Raw genomic sequence first — 23,404 nt, forward strand, 5'->3', positions numbered from 1 at the left:
TACATGTCATTGTGTTAAACTAATTCAGTGAACTTGCAATATATTAATTACCTAAAATAAGTGTATTTAGCCGAATACAGAGTAAAATATATTAATATTACTTATTTGTATATATTTATAATGATTGTATTTAAATAAATAATGTAAGAGAATGTTTCTTTTGGCTTAAATAACATTAGGAATAATCCTAATAATACTTTATATGCATACAGCTCTATTATTTAAAATATATGATAGGCATATAGTCGGTGTATGTAATATTAAGATTAAGTTAATGTTTTTCACAATTGATTTACTGTCTAAATATTTTTTTGAATAAAACTTTATTGACTGATAAATAATTTAAACTAATAATTATTGCAATGAAGGGAAGTTATAAGGAACTTAATTAGTAAGCGTAGTTATTGGTTTAATTAATATAGTTTTTGCCTGTAATATTATTTTATAAATTATCAAATTAAATTTGATTAAATTCTTGAGGAATACCTATGTTTAAAGTCTATCAGCAGACACAGAGCTTAAAAATGGAATTACTAAAAAAATCACGTAAACATCACGAAGCTAAAAAACAAAGAGGGATGACTCTATTAGAGATTATCATTGTATTAGGTATTATTGGGACAATTGCAGCGGGTGTTGTGGTATTAGCACAGCGTGCATTTGACAGCCGTGCTATTTCTGATGTCGTCAGCAATACCAATACAGTGAGAGTTGCTATGAAAGATGCATATCAGCGGGCTGCGGGATATCCAATTTCAACAGGTGCAGCGAGTGGTTATAATGTCGATAGTATTAAAGATACTGCAAAATCTAAAGAGCCGATTGCACGCCTTGTTCAATTAGGTAAGTTATCTATCGATGAAGCGCGTAATAGCATTTCGAATGACTTCCTGAATATTGGTGGTGCAAAAACAGCGACAACACAAGTTGATACGGGTCTTAAAGGTTTTGTGATTGAGATTAATGGGTTAAATCAAGATCAGTGTCGTAATATTATTTCCCAAGTGGGTAATCAGTGGGATTATGTTGCTGTAGGTGTAGCGGCAGCGGGTGCATATAGTGTAGCAGAAGCTGTTGATATGTCTGTTGAGCCATCAGCGAGTATATTACGTACATTAAATGCGAAGGGTAATCTCAATATTACACCAGATAAAGTTGCTGGTGTATGTACCGACAGCCCTGGAAACTCGGTTATTTTAGGTAGCCGTTAATAATAAGCAGTAATAACTTGCTAAAGAACCTCCCTATAATTAGGGAGGTTCAAGAGAATAAATATGAAAAATAATAGAATAGCTGGTTATTCATTATTTGAAGTTATTGTCGTTCTTGGAATTATTGGTGTGATTATGATTCCGTTGAGTCGCTTTATGATTAATCAAATTGAAAATAACCACAGGCAACATATTTCAGATGCTATTGTTGATGAAATTTATCGGTTTATTGATTTTATTAATAATGATGAACTGGAAAAAAAAGATAACAATTTTATTCGTAATCCTTTATTTCAAAAAGAACAAAAAAACATAGCTTACAGTAAGCGAACGAGTAATTATAAAATTGAAGATGCAATCACGACGGATGGTAAACATTTTAATTGGGGGACGGGGGAGAACAGCGATAGAAATTTGTTTATTGATGAAACATGTAAAGGAAGCTTGTTAGGAATTTCATTAAAAAAAGAATTTTTAAAATGCACATTGGATGCATTACTTGTTGAACATCCTGAGTTTTCTATTGAAAGAGTTGATCTTGTTGGCGATGAAGTAAAAAAAACAATTGAACGCGTAGATTTTATTATTTTATATCACCCAATTGAGGATAAGCAGGGTTTATATATTGAGTCCTTCTATGGCAATTTTAGTGAGGCGTTTAAAAATAAATTTTTATATTTAACACAGGCAAGTTTTGTTAAAAGAAATCGCTCTATAGCTAGTACTGGTTGGGAACTCATTAAGGTAGATAATGAGAATCTTCAGTTTGGTAATTTGGCATCCCATGCTGAATTAGTCAAAAGCTCGAGCTTTGATTATGGATTAAGACTTAGTTTTAATGTTAAGGCAGGGAAGTTTTTAAGGGCTGACGGCTCGGTGAATGCCGACAAGTTATGTTGGAACACCAAAACCAATCAATATGGCCCATGTTTAAAAGCTAAAGATGAAAATACGTTAGTATTGACGAGTGGTAAAACAGATAACGAAGAAAAATCACCGACTCTTTGCTGGGACAGGGAAAATAAAACAAAAGCGACATGCTTAGCATTAAAAGGACAAGACCAAAAATTTCCAATTACAGAAGCACAATATCTTCCTGAAAGTAACTTTATTTTAACAGAAACGGATATTAGAGGAAATGAAATTGCAGGTACGTTAGTAGCGAACGTTATTATCGAGGATAGTCATTATGAGGGTAATAAATTAATAAAGGAATATCGTACTGTGCCAGAGGTTAACTATCATAATTTTACGGGAAATGATGAAAAAATGATTAAGGAAGAAGACTATGTTGGAGATGACCAAAAAGAAGACGGTAAAATCATTATCCCACGTATAGTATGCCCAGTAGTGCAAAATGTTAAATTGTGGCCAAGGCTTACTGTCGCCGTTTCATCGATGATGCCTGTTGTATACCAAAATGATAAAAAGTTAGATATTGATCTTAGTAAGGAATATAGCACGCGAAAAAATAAAATCACGAATGTGGGGTTAGCTGCAGGCGTTGTTTTACAACCCCGCCTTGGTTTTATTGATGGTAAACGTGTTTGGGTGATTAGCGCCTCTTTAGGGGTAAATAATCCAGCACTGGCGGAATCAAAAACATATGTTAACCCAAAATCGTTATCCATCATGTCGGTTGAATGGTGTAGCTCAACTAAAGGTGATTACTAAACAGTATTTGATTAAAAGGTACAAGCAATATGAAATATAATTATTTGATTGTGTTATGTGGTTTTACGTTAAGCAGCTTTGCAAATACAGATATAGAAGTGCAAGAGTGGATTAATTTAAAGCCTATGAAAGAAATAAAAGCAATAGCTAACCAGCCCCAAATTAACGGACAGTTTAATACAGAAATAAACAGTGAAAAAAAATTAGTAGGTACAGAAAATAAAATTGATGCTCTTAGTGAGTTAGTATTGAAAAAGAATGAGCTTCTCAGCCAAAGTGTTGAGGATTGGGCTCGGTTTAATGGAATTGATTTTATTTGGAACAGCCCAAAAGATATTGTCGTTTTTAATGAAATAAAAATTGATGGTAAGAATAAAATTGAAGTTATGGAAAAACTAGGTAAGCAATTGTCTTACCAAAAAGCAGGGTTTTACCTTAAATTTTATGAAAAAAATAATGTTCTTGTTATAGATAACTAATAAGTAGAAACAGTAATGAAACTAAATAAAATGATTTTTTTACTAATTCCTTTTTTTATTCAAGGATGCAACAGCTTTTTTGAAGAAAAATATGATGAAAAAGAGTTGTTCGACCGTGTGACAGGATTGCAAGATATCAATGATAGTAAGCAAAGTGCATTTATGTCATTAGATTCACCTTATTTGGGAAAAGAGGTTGATTACGATCGCCAACAGAAAAAAGTCTTGGACAGAGAAATTTCATTAACTTCTTATTCGCCAGTTAATATCTATACGGTAATGGAAATGCTTGGCGAGCAAATGGAAATTACGTATAAAATTGATGCAAACACGCCTGGTGAAATTGAAAGTCAAGTATCTGGCGAGGAAATACTTAAGAGTACGGTTTATACGATTAACTTTAATGGTGATTTAAAAGAGTTTATTAGTTATCTGTCCAATTTATATGATGTAAATATACAGCTAAAGAAAAATAATTTACTCGAAGTTAATTTGTATACAAATTATGCTATTAGCCTTGATTACTATGGTAAAGATAATAATTATGAGGCTAGTTTAGATATCTCAAATAATGAGGCTGCTTCTTCTAGCGGATTAAAAGGTAAATCGACAACATCGTTTAAATCCTCATTTTGGGACGATGTAAAAGATATGATGGATAAATATATTTCATCAGGCGTTTATAATATCTTCCAAGATTCTTCAATATTGACGTTTGTTGGCCGCCAGTCGGAATATGAGCACGTAAGTAAAGTGCTAGAGCAATACAAACAAGCAAATAACCGTCAGTTTGTTGTGAGCTATAAAATTTATATTATTGATAAAGGAAAATCAAAAAATCTCGAAGCTGAATTAGGGTTTTCTTATAATAATGGAGGGACTCAAATTGGTTTTAATCAGCATTTATTGACAAAACTTACTGGAAAATTAAACGCAAATTCTAACTTCCATGGCGGGGAGGATGCAAAATTCCGTTTAGCCAGTCAATTAGATGCCGTATATAAGTTAACGGGAAGCAAAATATTACAAAGTGGCTCTTTTATTACTCGTAATAACATGCCAATACCATTGAACCTAACAAAAACACATCATTATGTTTCAGGTGTAACCAGTACCAAAAATGCCAGTATGGATATCACAGAAAGCCAATTAACAACGGACCAGATCGTAACGGGGAGTAGTTTTATCATTACGCCTAGAGCACTATCTGATGGAAAAATCGAAGTGGCTAGTGGCTTTACGCGTAAGAATTTAATCAGTATTGATAAATTTGATGGCGTTCAATTACCGAATTTTACAACAACAGAAATGTTTAATACTTCAACGATTAAACCTGGTGATTTACTGATTGTTGGCAAATATGATGAAGATAGTGATTCCGATATGCAACAAGCTGGTATTTTCTCAGGGATATTAAATGGGGAAGATACTAATTCTACTGTGATCATGATTGTTGGTATAGATAATTATTTTTCAGTTAATGAGTAAATTATGACATTAAATGAATTGCTAAAAAAGAAACTAGCGATTAATGGTATATGGGTTGACTCTTCTCAGATTAATGAACATCGGCATCGCTTCTGGTTAGAGTCAACAAAGAAAAAATATAAAAAAATACGTTATCAAACACAAAACGGTATGAAGGAAGTTTTATTTCCTCGGCATGTTAGAGTTTACGAAATTTTAGCTTTGTATATAAAGGAATTGTATGGTGATGGCTTTTTTTATGCCCCCGTAATTGAAAATGATGTAACAAACTATTATTTAATTTGTATAAAAGATGATTGTATTATTTCACCTTCGGATACCATTATTACTGAAAGCATGCTGACATACATATTAAATCAAAAAGACAGCTCTGAATATGCTTCATTAAATGTTACTGTGTTTAATAATGAAATATTTAATGCCATTTATGAAGAGTACAAAGGTCAGGAAGAAAAATATCGTATAAAGTCATTTAAATTATACTTATTAATATCAATGTCTATTTTTTTATTTACTATGGTCGTTTTTATTTTATTTCTATATTAAGGATATTAATATGAAAGATATTCTTTCTGGATGGCGTGAACATGGGTTATTGAAATCTAAAAGCATGTTGATTTCTCTAGTAGTGATTGTTGTTTTTATCATTATTTCCATCGGTACTTACTATATATATCAAAAAAAGGTTGATGAAGAAAACCGAGAGTACCAAAGGCAACAATTAGCTATTAGTGAAAAGAAAAAAATATCTGATTACTATATTAGTCAATCACAGGGATACCAAATTAATGACTTAATAACCATACTTGAGCAAATTATGGTGAGCCGTTACGCATTTACACTTAGTGGTTTTTCTGAGGATTCATTTAATTGTAATACGGAAAGTTGCGATTTTCTCTATAAATTAAAACAAGGCGCTATCTTTAGTGCTCAAGAAAAAATATTTTTTAATGAAAAATATGATGGGACAATCAGTCCTGATAGCATTGGGTTCTCTAATTTAAACATAAGCTACACGAATGGTTTAGTTATAGAAAATATCATTAATCATGTGTACGGTAAGACTCCTTTATGTAATGATTATATCAATTATATTTATGCATTTAATTCATCTAAAAATAATTCTCATGAGAAAATAACATTTATTGAGCTTCCATCATCATCAGTAGCTAGTTTAGAACAGAAATACTCAGATTATGTAGATAGTCACCATCTGCTATTTTCAAAATTCGAGTTAATACTTCCTGAAAACCCATTGAAAATTAAAAAAATACTTGAAAGACAACCGTATATCAATTTTTATACTTTTAAGTCTATCGAAAAATTAGATAGCAACAATATTAAAGTAACAGGAGTTTTTACATGCACAAAATAATTCTTCCATTATTTATCGTTATGATAGGCAGTCAAAATGCTTTTGCAGAAGAGCAGAATGAAAGCGTAGATGCAGTGGCGCCTGAAACTGCTGAACTTTCTATCGAACAGAAAAACATCATCGATTTAATGCAAAACAACCTGAAGTTTGAATCTGAAAAACTGAATATAGAAAATCAAATCACATTAGCGAAGCTAAAAAAAGAACTTAAAGAGGTTAATGAGCTACTTAATGAGCCAATGGTTCAAGAAAGAACTATTGTGAATGAGCCTGAAAATGAAGCTTATGAACAGAAAATCAATGAATTAATGGATGCCCCGATTAAACCCGCTGAAAGGCCAAAGGTAATTATGATTTCTCATATTGCGGGGGTAAAAAAAATTGGTGTCATTAATCCTGAAAATAAACAAGTCACGTTTACTACAGAAAATACACCATTTAAAATGAATGGGACGCGTTATCGTGTTGTTCTAAAAAATCAACAATATAGAGTTATTGAATGAAATGAATCTACCAGTTGATTTTATTTATTTGAATAATATAGAAAATGGCGTAAAAGCTTTAGAGAAATGTCAATTAAATTTATTAGAAAAAGATTTAATTACAGTTGATTATAATAATAAAAAATATCTGATTGTTAATAAGTTGAAAATTAACCACCTGGCTGCTGCTTATATGGATTTGCATTATGCAATATCTGTATATAAAAAGGCAATTAACGGGTTTATGTTAAGTAGTGAAGCCCAGTATTATCAAATAATTGAAAGCGCAACGCGGGCAACAAGTAACAGTATTTTACTTGAAACGAGTCATGTTCAAAAGGAACTTGAAAGTTTATTACAAATAGCGGTAGATACAGGGGCGAGTGATTTGCATATTACACGAGGAGATGTGATTTCAAAAATTGAATTTAGAGTTAATGGTTCTTTAATTCTCTATTCACAAATGACATCAACAAGTTGTGATGAGTTAGTTTTTGTCTTGTATAACGTTGAAGCCACAACGAAAGAAACAACGTGGAATCGTCAGCAGCCACAAAGTGCGAATATTCTTTATGATTTACAAGGTAAAAAATACCGCTTTAGGTATGCACATTTTCCTATATTTGGTGAATCGAGTGACTGTTATCACTGCGTTTTACGAATAATCCCCGCATCCATCGATACTAATCCAAATCCGAGACTCGAAAATACAGGGTTGTCGCCAATAGAAATTGACGATATTAAAACGATTTTAAGCAATCCTTATGGTGCATATTTTATCGCAGGTACAACAGGATCTGGAAAATCAACAACACTTAAAACAGTCATGGAGTGGCTGCAAATTAACCGCTTCAATAATAAAGGTTGTTTTTTAACTGTTGAAGATCCAGTTGAATATTATATCTATGGCACTAAACAGAGTTCAGTATTGGATGTCGATGGAGGAGGGTTTCATTCGGCGATAAAGTCTGCACTTCGCCGTGACCCAGACGTTTTAATGATAGGAGAAATTCGCGACAAAATTTCTGCTAATGCGTTATCTGGCGCAGTTGAAAGCGGACATTACTGCTTCACTACAGTCCATGCGGGAAGCATTGTGACGTTATTACAAAGATTATCTGCATTAGGAATAGCAGGTGACAAACTCTCCACACCTGGTTTTATTGCTGGTTTACAGTGTCAGAAGCTAATGCCTCTTTTATGTCCCCATTGTAAAAAAACAGAGACCGTTATCTTGGGTAAGTTTCAAAAAGACATTTCTATTATCAATCGTGACGGGTGTAAACATTGCAAAAATACAGGAATTAGCGGGAGAAAGTTAGTGGTTGAATATATGCGACCTTCAATCGATGAACTGTCAGCAATTGCTCAAAATAATTGGCTAGAAGCCTATGTTCATTGGCGGAAAAAGCGCTTTATAGGTGAGGGAATTGGTGAAGGGTTTCAAATAAAAGAAAAAACGATGTTACTCGTGATTGAAAATAAAGTTTGTTATCACTGGTTTACTCATGAGTTTGGTGTTATTCCCCCTGATGATCTGGAGGTGATATTTGAAAAAATTCACTAAGTCTCAACGATTATACTTATATCAGTTTTGTGCAGATATGATTAATTCTAACCTTCCAATATATGATTCAATCATAAAACTTAAAAAAGAAGGAGGTTCAATTATTGGAAAAGGATTTGTGAAAAAATTGAATTTCCTTTTAGATAAAATGGCTAATAAGGAATCTATCGCTTCTGTTTTTGATGGTATGGTGCCCAAAAATGAACTTAGTTTAATTTATTCGGCAGAAAAAAGTGGGGCATTAGCAAATGGTTTCACCAGCATTATTGATGTGATTAAATATAAAGATCAATTAATGGCCAAGGTGATTAAATCAATAACTTTTCCTATGATTATGTTTGTTTTGTCATTAGTTGTGATTACGGGGTATTCACTAAAGGTTTTCCCTGCTTTTGAAAAGGTTTTACCTGTGAGCCGTTGGCCTGGAGTGACTAGTTCGCTGTATAACTTCGGACTAGCATTATATGAAGGGTTATGGATATATATGCTTATTTTTTTAGTAATAAGCATCATCGTTATTCGTCTCATTATGGCAAACTTAACAGGTTTAATGCGTGACCGTTTTATTGACAAAGTTATTCCATTTTCGACATTCAAACAATTAAATGCCTCTATCGTATTAAACAGTTTATCTGGCATGCTTAAAAATAAAATACCAATTAACGATGCTTTAACAATATTAAGTTTAAATGCAAATCGCTGGTTACAAAGCCACATTAAAATTATGCAAATTAATATGTCAAAAGGTATGAACTATGGTGATGCACTTAATACTGGGTTGTTGAATGTTCATGAACTTTTGAATATTAGCTTATATTCTGCACTGCCGTCATTTCATGAGGTTTTAACATCAGTATCAGAAAAATCTAAAATAAATATTAATGAGAAAATGGATAAATTAGCAGCATTATTAAAGTCATTTTCAACGTTGATATTAGGCGGTTGCGTCATTTGGGTATTTATTGCTTTATTTTCTTTATCCGACCAACTATCGAAAATGTCACAAATGTAATGAGTAGAAAAATGAAATTAAAAAAGTTATGTTTAAGTGCATTGCTATTACCAATGGCTGTTAATGGCGTTACGACAAAAGGGATTAAATATATTGATGGTTCAGGACCAGTAAACCCTGCTACGTTGGTTTGCGCTAATACCTCTACACCGTTACCACTTGTGGTTTCAACATTAAGAGATTTTGGCATGAATTCAGATTTTAGAAACCGAGTTTCAGTCAAATTTGAAGTGGATTATTGGACAGAAAAAGAACGAGGTATTCCATTAAAACTGGCTAATTTTTTTGGTGACCGACAAATCAATTGGGATGGCCCCCCCTCTTTTGGTGTTCAAGGAATAGGAGGCCCAGTTTCGCAAGTTCCGCTCAGTACAAGATTTATGAAGGGAATGAGTGTTGCTGATGCAGGGATTGGTTATCCTAAAAAACAAGATCAAAATAAAAAGTTCGAACCATATTATAACGAAGTTATAATATGGAAATCTCCGAGCTTCTATACTATTAAATACAACCCCGTCGTACAACGTGCGGACGGGGGATCGCGGGCCTTCGATTTAAGGCAACCTGATGAAATTATCTGGTTACCAACACGTTCAATTAAAAGATTATCAATTCGCATTGAGGACAGAAAATCTCCACCAAGACCTGAAATATCGAACATAACAGCTTTTGTTGCATTTACTTGGAGAGCTAAATTTGGTTATAACCCAAAATCAATGGATCCACCGATATTAGAACTGAGTAAAGTTGAGATGTCTGGGTGGGATAAGGAAAATGGCGGCAATATGCATATAGGAATTGATAACGATTTAAAAGTTTATTTTTTATCGAACTTGAGTGCTAAAGTGAGTATGTCATTAGGGGAAACCTATATTTTAGCGATGAACTGGAGCCGAATTCCAGATATTCGAAATCTGGCAACTAATACCAATTATTCTAAAAAATATAGAGAAGCACGGAATGCTTTTGCAGGTCCTCGAGTTAATTTTCATGATTTATATTTTGGAATGGAACGTGGAGAAAAATTTCCACAATATGACATAAACTTAAAAAAAACTGATTTTATTTATACTAATGCGGACTTAATTAATGGAAACTTAGGTGAGTTTGGCTACAAAAAATATGCTCAGACGTATTTTAGGGGAAGTATTAGTGCCTACAATAACGTCTATATTAATGAGGATCAGTATCGTAAAGATGGTTCAGTCTTAAATATTTGTGATTGATATGTATAGTTTTATTTATTTTTTTTATCTCTTCCTTGCATTTATTGTAGGGTGCTGTATTGGAAGTTTTGTGAATGTGGTTATTTATCGATTGCCACTCATTATTTTTAATCGAGGAGGGAGGGAGTTATTAACATTAAGCTTTCCTCACTCTCATTGCCCACACTGTAAATTTAAGGTTTATAAACGCGATAATATCCCCGTTATTAGTTGGTTTTTATTAGAAGGTAAGTGTAGACATTGTAAAAATACAATATCAAAGATATATCCACTTTCGGAATTTATTTTTGGAGTTATTTTTAGTACGGTTTTTTATTTTTCTTACCAAAATAACGAACTGATAACAATAGTGATTTTCCTTATTGCTTTTAGTACATGTTACGCTATTTTTTTCATTGATTTAAAATGGTATATCATTCCTGACGAACTAAGTTACTTATTGATATGGTTAGGTTTAATCAGTTCAGTCATGAAATGGACATCCGTTATTCCTATTCAAGCCGTACTAGGTTGCGTTTTTATATGGGTATGCATAAAAACCATTATTATAGTATTTAAACGTGTGACAGGAAAAGAGGGTATGGGAGACGGTGATGCCAAGTTATTTGCAGCAGGAGCTACATTTATTGGCATTTCACAGGTACATTGGTTATTTTTACTATCGTCCATATTTGGCATAATATGTTATGTCATATTTAGATTATACAGTTATTCTCCTGATCGAGGTGATTATAAAAGTTACTATGACATTGATGAGAAACACCATGTTCCTTTTGGCCCTGCATTTTGTTTAGCAATTATTTTTTTATTCTATTACAACCAGATGAACTAACTTTTCATATGCTAAATATTCAAAAAGTATATTTTAATGTGTTTTAGTTAGATAGTGCATGGATTGTTTTTTTTGATTATTAATTTAATTATTTTTTTATTATTGTTTATTGGTTTTTTTTAGGGTATATTAATTTCGTAATTAATCTTTACTTTCATTTTCATGATTCGCTATTTTATGGGGTGCTGGTCACCCCTTTTTTTTATTCATAATTTTATTTATATATTATTTATATATTATTTGTATTTTCATTATATGCTTCTCTCTTTTGTTTAATGTTTACTAGCATTAATAAAAATAATTTATTATTTTTATTTTAGCACTAAATTGGAATTAGTTTAATTGGTCATAAGATTTTTACCTACTTAATGGCTGTTAAAGTAGTGTCTTATTGATTTTTAGATATGAGACTATGAAACCATAATGAGTAAGGAGTGTTTAATGCCATCATTTGAAATGATTTCAAATAAAGTTAATAAATTAAGTTCGAAAACACTATCATTAGCAGATATCATGTTAATGTCTCAAGAACAGTTACATGAGCAGTTTAGTCATATTTTAAACAGGGATGAAATTGTTAATTTATATCAAATAGCACAAGAAAAACACAATGAGAATCGATTATTTGAATCCCAATTATTGGCCCGTATTAACCCTCAAACATCTGCTTTACGGCCATTAAATGTAAAGCCTATCGCTGAAAAACACAGTTACATTGATATGTTCCCCGAGCGCTCTAATTATTTTGTTCGCGAGGGGTCTGTTTCTTCTTCTTTTTCTCCTGCTGCTTATTTAACTGAGCTTTATCGAGAGGCTCTGCCTATTCATGACAAACAGTCTGTATACAATTTAGGTAATAGGCGGCCAGATATAAGTAACATACTGTTATCTCAAGACAATATGGATACTGAAACTTCTACACTCACCTATGCAAATGAAATACTTGTGAGTGCAATTTCAAGCATTATGGTAGAACCACCTGATAAGATTGAAGAAAAATTATCATCATGCCGGCAGGGTGGAGACCTACCTTACCATCACGCTTACAACACCGTCCGCCTAGGAATTTTTCAGCAAGATCCCCATTTAAAAACAATAACAAGCTTACCATTTTTCAATCAACTACTCACGGCACAAAAGTTGACGGCCCTTAGCTTAAATCTTCCACCTGAAAGCTTTGCCATTTTGACGGAAAACCTCACTGAGGACGAAGAAAAAATTAATGAACTTTATGATAAGAATTTTGGGGAGATCAGTGAGTCTGATTTGTCATCGATAACTCAGTTGTCTCGTTATTATCAAGTTTCTACAGATGAAATTGCCACTTTAATTGAATTAACTCGTCTAAGTTGCGGTTTTACAGATACGGGTGTTGATGGTAATTACAGCGCATTATTCCTTCTTTATTTCAACAAAATGGTTCGGTTATTCAGAGCGACAGAGCTAACGATCCAAGACATGGAGCGCATTGTTCTTAATACAGATTTACCTATTGATAAGTTAACACCCGATATTATTTATCAAATAGCATATGCGAAAATATTTGTGCAGCAAGGTTATTTAACTCTATCAGAAGCCTTCATTTTAGCTAATGCAATGATTGGCATAAGGTCAACATCGCTACAAGTCAGTCAGTTTGATCTTTTATTTAATACACCATTACTTGATGGGAAACGATACGAACTTGATGAGCAACTCATTACAGTTCATCCAGATAAACTCCTTCAAGGCGACAGCTTTCACCGGTCAGTATTAAAACGCAGTTTTAACGTTGATGATGCGGGATTATGGTTACTTCATCAAATGGGGAGCAGAAATAATTCCTATGCATTTAATAATACAAGGGAAAAGCTATCCGATTTATATCGGATCGTGTTGCTTGCACGTGCTCATGCATTAACCATTGATGAACTTGAGATTATCTTGCAGTTATCTGATTATCGTGAAGTGCCACTCTATGATCTCGACAATGACCAACTATATGAAATTATACACTATGTATCGAAGATCACTTTGTGGTTAGCAGAGCAAAATTGGAACGTTTATCAGCTATTTATTATGGTAGGCGATATTACGAGTGCAGTGTGGACTCCAGCCCTCGATGATTTACAGCAAACGTTATTAAATGGTATTGGTGCTGTGCCTAATTTACATGGTGAAGCACTTGTGACAAGAATAGCGCCATTTTTTGTTTCAACATTGTCGTTAAATTCTAATTATATTTCAGAACTATGCTTGCATTGGGTTAACCAGATAAAGCCCAATGGGCAAACGGCGGATAAATTTTGGCAACTAATCCAAAAACAAATTCTTACAGATGCAGAACGCGCTGATGTTATTGCATTTACACAAACGCTAACACAATTATCTATTATTATTAATCAAATTCATCTAAGCGAACAAGAATTAGATCTGATTATTAAAAAGCCATCGTTATTGATTTCTAGCCTATCCGAATTAGGTTTAACGACCGAAATATTATTACAATTAACACAGTTTCATCAATGGGTGAATGGTTCAGGTGAATTTTCAAATGATGTGCTTACCGCACTGAATCATCAACAATTATCCGCTGAAATTTTAGCGAGTAGTCTAAACGATGATGTAGCAAAAGTGGGACAAGCACTTATGCTCGCTCGGCAAGTTGGGCTTAGCCGTAATCATAATGATGATGTCTCTTTGCCAACACAAGAACGAACCTATTTAGGGCACTGGGAGCAAGTTTCGATAGCAATACAGTTACTCTACGTGTCAAACCTACTTAATATCACACCTGATGGGATAGTTCAGCTGCTCGAATTATCTTACGAACCTAAAAAAGGCTACTTTTCCTGGACTGTACAAAGCCATCTTATCCAAGGTGCTTTGAATCAACCCGATAATGAAACGGTTTACCATCAATTAGAGGAACAATGGGGGAATGCATTAAGCACATTTTATCGTTTGAAAGCGGCTCCTGTTCCATTACCTACTCGTGATGATGTTTACTATTATTTATTAATTGATAACCAAGTCTCAGGGACAGTCACAACATCACGAATTGCAGAAACAATTGCATCGTTACAACTCTATATCTACAGAGCACTCAATGATCTAGAAGACAAAACCGAAAGTGGCGTAATCAGCCGCCCATTTTTTATTAATTGGGATAAGTATAATGCCCGGTATAGTACTTGGGCGGGGGGCGCTCAATTACTGTACTACCCTGAAAACTATCTTGACCCAACAATGCGAATTGGGCAAACACAGATGATGGATGGCATGTTGCAAGACATTAGTCAGAGTAATTTGTCCCCTGATACGATAGAAACTGCGTTTAATTCTTATCTTAGTCAATTTGAACACATCGCAAATTTAAATATCGTTAGCGGTTATCATAATAATATTAATTTTGATAATGGGCTTACCTATCTTATTGGTCATTCCGCAGATTCTAGCGGGTTTTATTGGCGTAGCGTCGACCAAGGTCAGTTTAATGAAGACGGAAAATTCCCAGCAAGTGCTTGGAGTGAATGGAAAGCCATTCAGATGGGGATAAATGCGGTTCAAGACTGGGTCAGGCCATTTATTTTTAATTCACGGCTTCATGTTGCTTGGGTTGAGAAAGAAAAACAAACAGATAGTGACAATCAACCAATAGAACACTATATACTGAAAATCAGTAAGTTAAATTACAATGGCACGTGGGCCGCGATCAACTCTTTTAGTCTTGATAGCACATTACGTATTTTTTCAAAAGACAAGTTATACCAAGTTGGGTTCTATTGTTCCTTGTATAGCAATAGGGTTGATGGGCTAGATCAAGATACTATCTATATCCTTTTTTATACGAAAAAAGAATTTTATACAGAAGAAATGCCAACGACAGCTTCAGGCTTATTTATTTACCCGAATATGACCACCCAGAATATAAGTAGTCAAGATTCGAAAAATATTGTTCTCAAGGTTTATAATGATTTTGATACATTAAAAAACCAACATTTAATTAAAAAAATAGCGCAGGATAATTATTTATATAATAAATTTCAGTATATCTATATCTATGCGAAATATGGCTACGATAACTTAACTATGGTGAATGGTAGTGGCCTTAGCAATATTAATGTTGTTGAATCAGGAAATAGGGGAATTACATTAAGCCTTGACGCTAATTTGAGTATCTCTTACCGGGGGGAAGGAACACGTCAGCGTGAACAATGTAATATGATGAAAAAATATTACAATAATGAACCAAGCGAGTTTGTTATTTATCCCCAGCAAACACTTGCTGGCAAACCGTTGTACAATGTTGTACATATGGTGAAAACGGAGGGGATGTATAATCAAAGTATTCTTCTTAATAACCCGAGTGCTGCTGACTTTTATGCATATAACTTAGGAAATAAAGGTGGTAGTGGGCCAATCCCGCCTTCAGAAGAATACTATCGACTTCCATCTTTAAAAGAATCAACGACACCAATAAGACAAATGGTTGTGTCAGATTCTGCCAACAATAAATCAAGAACAGATGGCTATTATGATATTAATACAGCACTCCCACCCCAAAATGTATATGTTCATATTTTTTCTGGGAATACAAAAAAAAGTTTTCTAGCCAGTAATTATGTTGAAAAACTACCAAATTTCAGCTTAGAGGAGATGATTTATAATTTTACGCACTTAGAGATTGATATTTCACTTTCTGAGTTTATTAATAATAAGCTAACGGTTACAGTGGATTATAATGCATACCCTATTGATATGCGCAGTTTAGGAACAAGAATTTATAAAATTGAAATACAACGGCAAAATCCCAATATCGAAGTAATTAGTTTTAATAAAACAAATTTATATGCGCAATACATGCAACGTGATATGCATCGAGTTCGAATTAATACTTTATTTGCACAGCAGTTAATTACCAAAGCGAATAAAGGTATTGATCATATTTTAACAATGGATACGCAATATTTGCCTGAACCTCAAATGGGAAATGGTGATTATATTCGTGTCACAATACCCAAATACGATACTGGGCTGCATGGTAATTCAAGAGCGGCTAAGTTACTTATCGGGTCAGAAAGCGCCTCTATGGCTGTTTTTTGGCAGGGCAGATTGAATGATATCGATACGAATATCGTGCTTTTTGTTCCTTTAAGCCGAAAGGCATCACCGTTCAATGATATTATTGATTTTCCTAGTAATACTGAATTAACTTTACAGCTGCATTTCCAAAGTCAGAGTGGTCTTTCATCTATTGGTGTACTCGCTGCCTCAGTGGAAAATAACCGACTTTATCTTTCCAATTATACGCCAAATAGTCATCAATCTGTACAAGTTGAATTGCTAAAAAATTATATTGAGCCAATGGATTTTACGGGGGCTAATTCACTGTATTTTTGGGAGATGTTTTATTACTTACCCGCTATGGTGTGTTCCCGGTTATTACAAGAAAACCAATTTGATCAAGCGCTTACCTGGCTTAAGTATATTTGGAGCCCAATGGGGTACCAAACATGGCAAGGCAATAAAGCGCCATACTCTTGGAATTGTAGACCACTTGAAGAAAGTATCTCTTGGAGTGCGTCGACGATTGATACCACAGATCCTGATGTTATCGCACAAAATGACCCTATACACTATAAGATCACAACATTTATGAAAATGCTGGACTTATTAATTGCTCGTGGGGATACAGCCTATCGGCAACTTGAAAGGGATATGTTGAATGAAGCTAAAATGTGGTATACCCATGCGCTGAGTTTACTTGGAGAAAAACCGTATATTCCTAATATAGGCGATAAATGGGGGGATATTAATTTAGGTGCCGCCGCAGAACAACAACGCATTAAGAATTATCATGATGATCTTATTCATATTCATCAAAGTGGGGTCTTACGTCGACCATCAGAAAGAGTTGAACAACTGATGCCATGTTTCTATCCGCAGGTGAATACAAAGCTTGAAGGCTACTGGGATCTATTAGAACTACGGTTATATAACTTGCGCCATAACCTTTCAATTGATGGGCAACCTTTGCATTTACCTTTGTATGCTGAGCCCCTTTCCCCAGAAGTATTAAAAAGTTCAAGCATTATTTCATCACACGGAGGGAGAGCATTACCGAAGGTACAATTACCCCTACAACGTTTTTCAGTTGCATTAGGTAATGCACGAGGATTAGTCAGTCAATTGATGCAATTTGGTAACATGTTGCAGGGGATTATTGAACGACAGGATAGTGAAGCGATGGCTGAGATGATGCAGCTACAGGCAAGTGATCTTTCGCAAGTATCCATTGCCTTGCAAGAATCAACCATTGCTGAAATTGAAGCGGATAAAAAAGTTCTGCAGGCAAATAGACAAGGCGCTTTACAGCGTTTCAATAGCTATACCCGCCTTTATGATGAAAATGTGAATGTGGGCGAACAATTGGCGATGGATCTTTTTTTATCATCATCCATCACAGCATTGAGTTGCGAAGCATTGCGTATGTCAGCAGCGATAATGAATATGATCCCTAATATTTATGGCCTTGCCGTTGGCGGTGGGGAGAGTGGCGCTATTTTCAACGCGTTAGCCATTGGTACAGAAATGAGCTCTCATGCTACGCGAATTTCAGCGGAACGCCTTAGTTATAATGAAACCTATAGACGCCGACGCCAAGAGTGGGGGATCCATAAAGATAATGCACAGAATGAGTTGGAACAAATAGATGCTCAGCTTGATCTATTGGGAATTCGTCAGGAATCGGCAAAGCTGCAAAAGCGCTATTTAGAAATGCAAAGGGGACATACACAAGCTCAACTGGAATTTATACAACGCAAATTTAGCAATAAAGCCATGTATAACTGGTTACGTGGTTGTTTATCTTCAATTTATTATCAATTTTATGACCTTACATTGTCTCGTTGTTTAATGGCTCAAGAGGCTTTCCGTTGGGAGACCAACCAACGTGATGCCACATTCATCAAACCAGGCGCATGGAACAGTAATTATGCGGGATTACTGGCAGGAGAAAACCTTGCGTTGAATTTGACTCAACTGGATGAAGCATACCTTAAACAAGAAAGTCGCCCGATGGAAGTGACTCGTACAATCTCTCTGGCACAATGGTATTCCTCACAACCTGATGGTAACGGTTTTATCTTAGCGGATGAAGTGAAAAATATCTTGATTAAAGAGGAAGGCGGGGTGGGAACTCGAGAAAATGGATTAATACTCGAGCATAATGGCATTTTAATGAGCACATTTAAACTTGCTGATTTTAATATCAAAAATGACTACCCAGATAATTTAGGCAATATTCGTCGAATTAAACAAATAAGTGTATCTCTTCCAATGCTAATGGGGGCTTATCAGGATATTCAAGCTGTGCTGAACTACAGTAGTAGCCTTATCGTTCCGAGGGGATGCAATACTATTGCACTTTCCCACGGCATTAATGATAGTGGTCAATTCCAACTCAATTTTGATGATCCCCAATTCCTACCTTTTGAAGGCATTCCTATTGATGATAGCGGGATTTTCACCCTCAGTTTTCCAAATGCAACAGGAAAGCAAAAATTATTACTTTTGAGTTTAAGTAATATTATTTTGCATATTCACTACGGTATACGTCAATAATCTCATGGAAGTACAGGCAGGAGACTGCCTGTCAGGAAAATACTATGGAAAAACAATCTGGTGTTAATATTGCGCCATTATCGCTCCCAAAGGGTGGTGGAACTAGCCAAGGTATGGGGGAGAACATTGCAAGTGCAGGCCCAAGTGGTATGTCATCAATGTCAATTCCACTTCCTTTATCTTCGGGGCGAACCTATTCCCCCTCTCTCTTATTATCCTATAGCAGTGGAGCTGGGAATGGCGCTTTTGGTTTAGGCTGGCAAGTAGGGCTGTTATCAATTAGCCTCAGAACACAACATGGCATTCCCCGTTACGCAGGAAAGGATCAGTTTTTGTCGCCAGCAGGCGAGCTATTAGTGATAGCGGTCAATACATTAGGCGCTGCCGATGTTCAACGACGCACACAATTACAGGGTGTAACGCTATCATCGACACATTTAGTGACGACGTATCAACCGAGAGTGATTGAAGATAATAGCCGCTTAGAATATTGGCAACCGAGTAGTGAAGGTGAGGAAAAGCCTTTCTGGGTTATTTATTCACCTGATGGAAATATCCATTTTTTAGGTAAGACGAAACAGGCGCGTATTTATTGCGCTGAAAATACCAACCAAATTGCACAGTGGCTTATTGAGGAAACCATTACGCCCACTGGAGAACATGTTTATTATCAGTATAAGGCCGAAAATATCGCTAACTGTGATGAACAAGAGCAAGCGCTCTCTTCCGCAAGTGTGGGGGCACAACGTTACTTATGGCAGGTTTCGTATGGCAACATTCAAGCAGCACAAACGCCTTTCATTCTAAGAGATACCCCTATTCAAGAAAATAGTTGGTTGTTTCATGCCATCTTTGATTATGGCGAGCGCAGCATCATCGATATAGATAAGCCCGATTATCATGAGCAATCACTTTGGTTGTGCCGGCCTGACTGTTTTTCACGGTTTGAATATGGTTTTGAAATAAGAACACGTCGCCTTTGCCAACAAGTTCTGATGTTTCATCGGGTCGATTTATTGTCAGGCGCAACTGCCTCTGAACAGCCACCTGAACTCGTCGCCAGAGTGGTGTTTGAATATGATTTGCAGCCTACATTAACCACGCTGGTGGCTGTAAAACAAATAGGGCATGAAATTGGAGGGGAAATAGTTACCAGAGCGCCTTTAGAATTTGATTATCAACATCAAGAACGCCCTAAAGCGAGTCAATGGGGGGAGTTCACGGCGTTACAATATTTCAATTCACAGCAGTCATATCAACTGGTTGATTTATTTGGTGAAGGAATTTCGGGGATTTTATATCAATCGCCTGAAGCTTGGTGGTACCGTTCCCCTGAGCGGGATGCCACCATTGGGGAAAATGCGGTGAGTTATGCGGAACCCACTGCATTAGTGCAAACGCCTTCTTTGAAACAAAATGCGGTTTTGATGGATTTTACTGGGAATGGCCAATTAGATTGGGTTATTGCTCAACCTGGTCTTGAAGGTTACTACAGTCAACAGCCTGATAGTCGCTGGACTCAATTTATTCCCATCTCTGCATTTCCGACGGAATACTTCCACTCTAGATCACAACTTATTGATTTAACAGGTAACGGTATCATAGACCTTGTTTTAATAGGCCCGAAAAGTGTACGTATTTACGCCAATAACAGAGAGGGATTTTCGGCGGGTGAACTCACGATACAACCTGAGGGAGTGGTTTTACCGATTGCCAATGCAGAAACATTAGTCGGGTTTAGTGATCTTTTAGGATCAGGCCAACAGCATTTGGTCGAAATTAATGCCGGAGGGGTCACTTGCTGGGCAAATTTAGGTTATGGGCAATTTAGTCCCCCACGCACGCTCGACGGTTTTAGTTTGCCAAAAGCCTTATTCAATCCAAATTTTATTTATCTTGTTGATACGGATGGCTCTGGTTATGTTGACTTAATTTATGTGCAACCGACACAACTTTTAGTGTATAGCAATGAAGCGGGTAATCGCTTTAGTGAACCTTATGTCATCGCGTTACCCACAGGGGTGCAATTTGATAATACATGCCTGTTGCAAGCTGCAGATGTGACGGGTATGGGGGTAGTTAGCTTAATCTTAACTGTTCCACATCAAGCCCCTTATCACTGGAAATTGGATTTTGCCTCGGAAAAAGCGTGGTTATTAAGCACAATCAACAACAATATGGGGGCTGAAACGTCACTGAGGTATCGAAGTTCTGCACAATTTTGGCTCGATGAAAAAGCTAAGTTGCAGAGAATGGGCTTACCTATAGTTTCGCATCTTCCATTCCCTATCCATGTTTTATGGCAGACACAAAGCGTGGATGAAATTACGCAAAACTGTTTGATCAGCAGTATCCGTTATGAGCAAGGGGTTTGGGATGGTGTTGAACGTGAATTTCGTGGTTTTGGTTACTTGGAAATGCTCGATACTGATGAGCGAGCCCAAGGGAATGCTCCCGAACGTACTGCTCCAACCCTAACAAAAAACTGGTTTTTAACGGGAAATCAAACGGTTGACCAACAGCAATATCACTATTTTTGGGAAGGAGATCCTCACGCATTTGACCATTTATATCCACGCTACAGCCAATGGGTTGATGACAAAGATATATCACTGGATACTTTTCCTGATGGGGGGGAATATTGGCTTTCCAGAAGTTTAAAGGGGATGCCGCTACGTACTGAGGTGTTTGGTTTAGACGGGAGTGATAAACAACATGTTCCCTATAATATTGTAGAATTTCGGTTTCAATCGCGTTTACTCCCCTCCACATCGGCTCAATATGTCACCCAAGTTTCACAAATAGAAGAAAGAACTTATACCTACGAGCGAATTATCTCTGATCCACAATGTGCTCAATCCATTGTTGTTGAACAGGATTTATATGGGGCAGTCCTTAAGGAAGTCACGATTGCTTACCCTCGTAGACTAAAACCAGCAAGTGATCCTTATCCGACGACACTTCCAACTACCACTGTAGGAAGTAGCTATGATGAACAACAAACTATTTTACGCTTAGTGATAAAACAATCGCGATGGCATCAATTAATCTCCTCTGATACTTATGTTTTAGGTATTGCGGATTGTCAACGTAGTGATGCATTTGAATTTGTGGCCACAGAGGTGCCAAAAGAAGGGATTACGCTTGAAACGTTGATAGCTAACAATGGCCTATTAGGTAAACATCGTGCTTCGGCGTACTTAGGTCAACAGCGGATCGTTTATACCGATGGTAAACGCGAGTTTGTGGAGCCTATTTTCCCTGTTCTCGTGGCGTATACCGAAACCGCAGTTTTAGATGAACAAGCATTAAAAGCATTTGATGGACATATTGGAAAAGAGGAGCTTATTCAATATTTATATAAAGGTGGCTATACCCAAGCGCCACAGCTATTGGGTCATTCCACGGAGTTGGTTTGGTGTGCTCGTCAAGGTTACACCGATTATGGTGATGCAAAACAATTTTGGCGGCCATTGGCGACTCGAACGACGTTATTGACGGGAAAAACACATTATCGTTGGAGTCAACATTACTGTGTAATCACTGCGATGGAAGATGCTGCAGGCATGACAACATATGCACAGTATGATTATCGGTTTATGACGCCAATTCAAATTCAAGATATCAATAATAACCAAAGTCATGCCGCATTAGATGCCCTAGGGCGAGTCACGTCTACACGTTTTTGGGGAACAGAAAATGGCTTACCGTGTGGTTATAGCCCCCCGTCAGATAAACCTTTTAAGGCACCATTAACTGTTGAGGACATTCTAAGTTTGCCAAAAGGCACCCCTGTTTCCCAAGCGATTGTTTACTGTGATGATAGCTGGATGTATCAAATTGATAAACCACATGATTTACCTCAGGATTTTAAAATAACAATAGGGAACAAAATAGGTTCTTTAGCGCTACGTCGGTTGCGAAGGTCTTGTGCATTAAAGCAAAAACCATTTGTCGCTTTGACGACGGGTATGCGTATTCCACCGCATTTTTGTACGATTACGACAGACCGTTATGATAATGACCCTGAACAGCAGCTACGCCAACAAGTGGCTTTTTTTGACGGTTTTGGGCGATCGTTACAAACGTCTATACGCCATGAAGCTGGAAATGCTTATATACGTGATGATTCAGGGGCTCTTCAGTGTGATCCTCAAGGAAAGTTAATTGAACGCTTTACATCAACTCGTTGGGCTGTAACAGGAAAAACAGAATACAACAACAAAGGTCTTGCCGTCAGAACTTATCAACCTTATTTCCTCAATAGCTGGCGTTATGTCAGTGATGCTAGCAGCCGGAGTGATTTGTATGCCGATACGGTTTATTACGACCCACTAGGAAGAGCTAGCCAAGTATTAACGGCTAAAAATTATTTACGGCGTACTCAAATATTCCCGTGGTTTACAGTTGAAGAAGACGAAAATGATACGTTAGAAGGGTAAACAGGGGGAGA

The 23,404-nt window shown here is 36.0% G+C and carries 13 protein-coding genes; all 13 read left to right on the top strand.

The window, feature by feature from the left end:
* Positions 1 to 488: 488 nt before the first annotated feature.
* The 13 genes from M1F05_RS10075 to M1F05_RS10135 all read left to right on the top strand — a co-directional run bounded on the left by M1F05_RS10075 (position 489) and on the right by M1F05_RS10135 (position 23,393).
* The gene (locus tag M1F05_RS10075) at positions 489 to 1,211 is read left to right on the top strand and encodes a type IV pilus major pilin (RefSeq protein WP_206086032.1); all 723 of its coding nucleotides are present in this window, start codon (positions 489 to 491) and stop codon (positions 1,209 to 1,211) included.
* 63 nt (positions 1,212 to 1,274) lie between these two features.
* Complete coding sequence (locus M1F05_RS10080; RefSeq protein WP_206086033.1) at positions 1,275 to 2,885, top strand: type II secretion system protein; 1,611 nt, start codon at positions 1,275 to 1,277, stop codon at positions 2,883 to 2,885.
* Between the two features lie 29 nt (positions 2,886 to 2,914).
* Positions 2,915 to 3,364 (top strand): TcpQ domain-containing protein, encoded by a 450-nt coding sequence (locus M1F05_RS10085; protein WP_206086034.1) that lies wholly within the window; start codon positions 2,915 to 2,917, stop codon positions 3,362 to 3,364.
* 15 nt (positions 3,365 to 3,379) lie between these two features.
* Complete coding sequence (locus M1F05_RS10090; RefSeq protein WP_206086035.1) at positions 3,380 to 4,852, top strand: type II and III secretion system protein; 1,473 nt, start codon at positions 3,380 to 3,382, stop codon at positions 4,850 to 4,852.
* 3 nt (positions 4,853 to 4,855) lie between these two features.
* Positions 4,856 to 5,398, top strand: coding sequence for a hypothetical protein (locus tag M1F05_RS10095; protein ID WP_206086036.1), 543 nt, complete (start codon positions 4,856 to 4,858; stop codon positions 5,396 to 5,398).
* A 10-nt stretch (positions 5,399 to 5,408) separates the two neighbouring features.
* Complete coding sequence (locus M1F05_RS10100; RefSeq protein ID WP_206086037.1) at positions 5,409 to 6,227, top strand: hypothetical protein; 819 nt, start codon at positions 5,409 to 5,411, stop codon at positions 6,225 to 6,227.
* Positions 6,215 to 6,730, top strand: a complete 516-nt coding sequence (locus tag M1F05_RS10105) for a hypothetical protein (RefSeq protein ID WP_206086038.1) — start codon at positions 6,215 to 6,217, stop codon at positions 6,728 to 6,730. Before M1F05_RS10100 ends, M1F05_RS10105 begins: the two co-directional genes overlap by 13 nt.
* Position 6,731: 1 nt before the next feature.
* The gene (locus M1F05_RS10110; protein ID WP_206086039.1) at positions 6,732 to 8,276 is read left to right on the top strand and encodes an ATPase, T2SS/T4P/T4SS family; all 1,545 of its coding nucleotides are present in this window, start codon (positions 6,732 to 6,734) and stop codon (positions 8,274 to 8,276) included.
* Positions 8,260 to 9,288: a type II secretion system F family protein gene (locus M1F05_RS10115; protein ID WP_206086040.1), complete on the top strand. Its 1,029-nt coding sequence runs from the start codon at positions 8,260 to 8,262 to the stop codon at positions 9,286 to 9,288. The genes M1F05_RS10110 and M1F05_RS10115 overlap by 17 nt, the downstream gene beginning before the upstream one ends.
* An 11-nt stretch (positions 9,289 to 9,299) precedes the next feature.
* Positions 9,300 to 10,514, top strand: coding sequence for a hypothetical protein (locus M1F05_RS10120; protein WP_206086041.1), 1,215 nt, complete (start codon positions 9,300 to 9,302; stop codon positions 10,512 to 10,514).
* A gap of 1 nt (position 10,515) precedes the next feature.
* Positions 10,516 to 11,346 carry a prepilin peptidase gene (locus M1F05_RS10125; protein WP_318826052.1) on the top strand — a complete coding sequence of 277 codons (831 nt, stop codon included), beginning with the start codon at positions 10,516 to 10,518 and terminating at the stop codon, positions 11,344 to 11,346.
* A 441-nt stretch (positions 11,347 to 11,787) separates the two neighbouring features.
* A complete protein-coding gene (locus M1F05_RS10130) occupies positions 11,788 to 18,951 on the top strand; it encodes a neuraminidase-like domain-containing protein (RefSeq protein ID WP_206086043.1) in 7,164 nt (2,387 codons plus the stop codon).
* 44 nt (positions 18,952 to 18,995) lie between these two features.
* Positions 18,996 to 23,393 (top strand): SpvB/TcaC N-terminal domain-containing protein, encoded by a 4,398-nt coding sequence (locus M1F05_RS10135; RefSeq protein ID WP_206086044.1) that lies wholly within the window; start codon positions 18,996 to 18,998, stop codon positions 23,391 to 23,393.
* Positions 23,394 to 23,404 lie beyond the last annotated feature (11 nt).

Origin of the sequence: Providencia sp. PROV252 (genome assembly GCF_033676005.1) — a bacterium.
GTDB classification, from domain to species: domain Bacteria; phylum Pseudomonadota; class Gammaproteobacteria; order Enterobacterales; family Enterobacteriaceae; genus Providencia; species Providencia vermicola.